Origin of the sequence: Brevibacterium sp. 2SA (assembly GCF_005502845.1) — a bacterium.
In the GTDB taxonomy this organism is placed as follows: domain Bacteria; phylum Actinomycetota; class Actinomycetes; order Actinomycetales; family Brevibacteriaceae; genus Brevibacterium.
Map to the genome: position 1 here is coordinate 1 of NZ_SCMW01000100.1, position 4,439 is coordinate 4,439.

At 67.7% G+C, this 4,439-nt stretch carries 5 protein-coding genes; 1 reads left to right on the forward strand and 4 read right to left on the reverse strand.

All coding sequences use genetic code 11. The features are described 5' to 3' along the window. The 4 genes from FFS20_RS17665 to FFS20_RS17680 all read right to left on the reverse strand — a co-directional run. A partial coding sequence (locus FFS20_RS17665) for a muconolactone Delta-isomerase family protein (protein WP_137827081.1) occupies positions 1-300 on the reverse strand: 300 nt, incomplete at its 3' end. Next, entirely contained in the window at positions 300-1,049 is a 750-nt protein-coding gene (locus FFS20_RS17670) for an alpha/beta fold hydrolase (protein ID WP_137827082.1), read from the reverse strand. The genes FFS20_RS17665 and FFS20_RS17670, both read right to left, overlap by 1 nt. 50 nt (positions 1,050-1,099) lie before the next feature. Beyond that, entirely contained in the window at positions 1,100-2,005 is a 906-nt protein-coding gene (locus tag FFS20_RS17675; RefSeq protein WP_137827083.1) for a methylenetetrahydrofolate reductase, read from the reverse strand. A gap of 9 nt (positions 2,006-2,014) precedes the next feature. Further along, entirely contained in the window at positions 2,015-3,367 is a 1,353-nt protein-coding gene (locus FFS20_RS17680; protein WP_137827084.1) for an aminomethyltransferase family protein, read from the reverse strand. Positions 3,368-3,651: 284 nt separating this feature from the next. On the opposite strand from FFS20_RS17680, the gene FFS20_RS17685 reads away from it, so the two are divergent. Beyond that, positions 3,652-4,353, forward strand: a complete 702-nt coding sequence (locus FFS20_RS17685) for a 4-carboxy-4-hydroxy-2-oxoadipate aldolase/oxaloacetate decarboxylase (protein WP_137827085.1) — start codon at positions 3,652-3,654, stop codon at positions 4,351-4,353. Positions 4,354-4,439 lie beyond the last annotated feature (86 nt).

The window sequence follows — 4,439 nt, forward strand, 5'->3', positions numbered from 1 at the left end:
CCCGTGGATCACCACAACCGTCCACCCCTCGGCCGGGGTCGCCTCCTGCGGGTGCGTGGCCAAGGGGTGGACGGTTGTGGTGATCCACGGGAACGAGGGCAGGGCGCTGAGCACACGATGGAGGTGGTCGGCGTCGTCGACCCGGTAGAGGACGACCGCCGTCGAGCTGCCGGGCTTGCGCCAGATGCGTTCGAGCACGCCCTGCTCCCGCAGGGAATCGGCGTACGCCCGCTCCTCGCGGACGCTGTACGCGTTCGACGGGATGGCCGGCAGCTTCTCCTGCCACACGAGGAACTCCATCAGTGCACCTTCCTGACCTTGACCGACTTCGGCGAATGGATCTCGATGAGTGCCTCGGCGAGCAGCTTCGGATCGGTGAGCATGAGCTCATGGTCGCCGTCGAGGTCCCGGTGACTCCAGCCGGCGTCGATCGCCCGCTGCTTCGCCGGCCCGAACACTGTGTTCCAGCCGTCGGCGAGCAGGTAGCGTCCGGGCACATTGAGCTGGTCGAGACCCCACCGGGTCGCCTCGGTGAACGTCTTCCCCGGCTGCGGGGTCAGCCTCGGCGGGATCGATTCGAGCAGGTCCGGATCGGTGACGCCGAGGTTGGCGACCGGACGCGGTGCGATGCTCACACCCCCGGACTGCCCCAGCGCCTCCCAGTAGTGCGCGGCCGCGCGGTCGGGCAGCAGGTCCGACCAGCGTTCGCCCGCCCGCGGCAGGAAGCCGTCGACGATGACGAGTTTGCTGATCCGCTCCTCCTCGAGGACTGCGGCCGCCGTGGCGACGAGCCCGGAGTAGCTGTGCCCGACGAGCGTGACGTTTCTCAGGTCCTCGGTGCGCAGGTGGGCGACGACATCGGCGATGTGGGTGAGCAGCCCGATCTCGGCAAGCGGCAGGTGCGCCTTGTCGCCGAGGCCGCTGAGCGTCGGCGTCGACACCTTCGCCCCGGTGGCGACGAGCAGCTCCTCGACACCGCGCCAGCACCACGCGCCGTGCCAGGCGCCGTGGACGAGGACATACGTGGGCGGGTGGTCATCGAAGCTCATGGGAGCCTCGCTTTCAGGCTGGGAGGTCGGGTGGGGAAGTTCGGCGGCGATCAATGGCTGTTCATCTTCCTCCGCCACTCCTCGGTCGACTTGACCGAGTTGAACGTGAAGATGTGGAAGCCCTCGACATCGGGTGCCGAGAAGTGCTTCCGGTAGGCCTTGACGAGCTTCGTCGGGTTGTAGCCGCCGGGGACGAAGAAGCGCCAGAACATCGACTGCTGCTTGCGCAGGAAGTTCATCGACTCCCCGACGCCGACGCTGCTCGAGATCCGGATGAGCTTCGTCCGCTCGATCGCCCCGGGCACCCCGATCCGCACGGGAAGGGTGACGCCGGCGGCGCGCAGCTGGCGCAGCCAGGTGGCGGTCGCCTCGGCGGAGAAGCAGATCTGGGTGACGATGTGGGTCGCGAACGGCTGCTTGGCCACGAGCGCCTGCAGCAGCTTCGCATCGTCGATCTTCGGATGCCCCTCGGGGTACCCGCCGATCCCGATCCGATCCCAGGCCAGGTCGAACGACGCGATGTCGCGCAGCAGACCCAGCGCATCGACGTAGTCCCCGGCCGGGGGTTCGGCGTCCCCGCCGATGACGAAGAGCTCACGGATCCCGCCGGTCTGCAGGTCGGTGAGAAGCTCGCCGAGGTGGTCCCGGTTCCGGATCATCCGCGCCGACAGGTGCGGGGCCACCCGGTAGCCGTCGGCGTGGAAGCGCACCGCAAGCTTGACCGTGTCCTCGATCGTCTTGTTCGGCGAGGCCGTGACCGTGAGCGGGACGTCGGTGGGCACCGAGGCGGTGACCGACTCGAAGATGCCCTTGAACGGCATCACCTCGTAGCCGAACTCCGGCCACGCATGGTCAGCGGATCCCGGTGCTCTCCCCGTCGCCTCGGCGCTCGCCGAGGCGGGGGTCTGCGTGGCCCCTGCCGTGGAGGCGGGGGCGTCTGAGGAATTGGACTGCATGGCGGCTCCTTATGCCCGGTAGCTCTCGCGGGCGTGCACATCGAAGGGCACGGGGGCCACGGTGGCGCGGATGCTGATCTGCCGGTGGGGTTCGATCGCGGGCTTGTCGGTGTTGGGGTTCTCACCCCACACGACGGTGACCTCGGTGCCCGGCTGGGCGTACTCGGCGTCGACGACGGCGAGTGAGATGTAGGCCTGGGGGTTGGCGACGTAGCCGCAGTCGAGCGACATTCCGACCGTGGACCCGTCGACGGTGACCTTGTCGTACTGGTGGTGGGCGTAGCGGGACTTCGGCAGTTCGATGAACTTCGCCGGCAGCTCCTCACCCATGAGCGAACCGAAGGCGCCGGCGACGTCCTCGGGATTCCACACGAGGGTGACCTTGACGCGGTTGGGTCCCTCGGCGATCTTCTCCAGCGCCTCCCGGCCGATGAAGTCGTGGTCGAACTTCACGGTGCGGCCGTAGCCGAGGTCGTAGGGGGTGAGGTAGTAGTCCTCGATGGACTCGGCATCGTAGCTGCCGCCGAGCGAGCCGATCCGACCGAAGGGCACCCACTCGCGGTAGGCGGCGGTGTCCTCGCTCGTGAAGATCGCCGGCAGGGGAGTGGGCACCCAGCCGGATTCGATGTTCGCCGTCGAGTACGCCTTCGCCCCGGCCCGCTTGAGATCGAAGTCCTTGCCCGCCTCGAGGAGGGCGGCGAGCACGTCCTCGCCCTCGGCCCACGGGCCGAACATCTCGAAGCCGGGCTGTCCGGCCATGCCGTGCTTGAGCGCCTTGACCTCGTGGCCGGCGATCGTGAACGTCGCCATGTTGAAGAACTTCACATCGGGCACAGGCTGACCGGTGACCTTCTCCATGACCTTGACCGCGTTGGGTCCCTGGATCTCGAAGCGGTAGAGCTTCGGGGGACCCTGCCGGTCGGCAGAGGTGGGATCGCGGTCGATCGTGACATTCCAGTCACCGGTCTCTGCGTTGAAGTGGACCCAGTCGATGAGCATGGGGTGGCCGACGAGATCGTACTCGTCCTCACCGGTGTGGAAGAGGATCGCATCGCCGATGAACTTGCCGTCGGAGTTGACCGAGACCATCTGCTTGGCCTTGTCGACGCCGAAGTTCTTGAAGGAGTTCACGGCGAGGTGCTCGAGCAGCGCAGCGGCATCGGGGCCGCTGATGAAGAGGTCGGTCATGTGGTGGGACTGATCGAGCAGGGCCACCGAGTCGCGCCATGCATGCTGTTCGGAACGCCAGTTCGTGAACTCGGCGGCGACGGGGAAGACCATGGGTCGGTACGGCGAGTTCTTCAGGGTCGCAACGACACCGGAACCGGCGCTGAGTTCGTCTTTGAGACTGTTGGCGCTCATGGGCAGATACCTCCAGGAGATAAGGAACGACGATGTTCGCATCGCTGTGCCCGCAGCCCCTCCCGCGACCGAGGTCGAGGAGACGTGGAGCACATGCGCTGCTTCTCCCAGTCTCGCCCTCGGTCCACAGGTTTGTCAACAATATTGTTGACAAACCTGATCGTCGGTGTTTGCCTGGATAGTGTCAGCGGCCCGGCGTGCCCGCCTCGGTCGTCGACGCGCAGCCGTCCGCGCCAGCCGCCCGTGCCCGTCCATCCGCAAACCCAAGTACAAAGGTGCTCCCCATGGAGAAGATCATCGTCACCGACGTTCCCCGTCTCGCGCCCGATCGGCTCGACCGCCTCACCGCCTTCGGCGTGGCCACCGTCCACGAGGCGCAGGGACGCAGCGGACTCGTCGAACCGGAGATCCGGCCCATCCAGCAGGGAGCTCGGATCGCCGGCACCGCCGTCACCGTCGTGTGCTGGCCGGGGGACAACCTCATGATCCACGCTGCCGTCGAACAGTGCCAGGCCGGCGACATCCTCGTCGTCACCACGAACTCGCCCAACCGCGACGGCCTCTTCGGAGAGCTCTTCGCCACCTCGCTCCAGCACCGCGGGGTCCGCGGCCTCATCACGACGACCGGAGTCCGCGACACCCAGGAGCTGCGCGACATGGACTTCCCGGCCTGGTCGGCTGCGGTGAGCGCGCAAGGCACCGTCAAGGCCACCGCCGGAGCGATCAACGTGCCCGTCGTCATCGGCGGCTGCCCCGTCGCCCCCGGGGATGCGATCGTCGCCGACGACGACGGCGTCGTGCGCGTGCGCCGGGACGAAGTCGACGCCGTCCTCGAGGCCTCCGCGGCCCGCATCGCGAAAGAGGAGGCCGCCCGCGAGGCCTTCCAGCGCGGGGAGCTCGGCATCGACCGCTACGGCCTGCGACCGGTGCTTCAGGACCAGGGCGTCCGCTACGTCACCTGGGCAGACCAGACCACCGACCACTGAAAGGGAGCCGACATGACCTCGACGAAGACCGCCACCACCGCAGACGCCCAAGCCGCAGCCTCAGCAGACGCCCACCCTGCCGACAG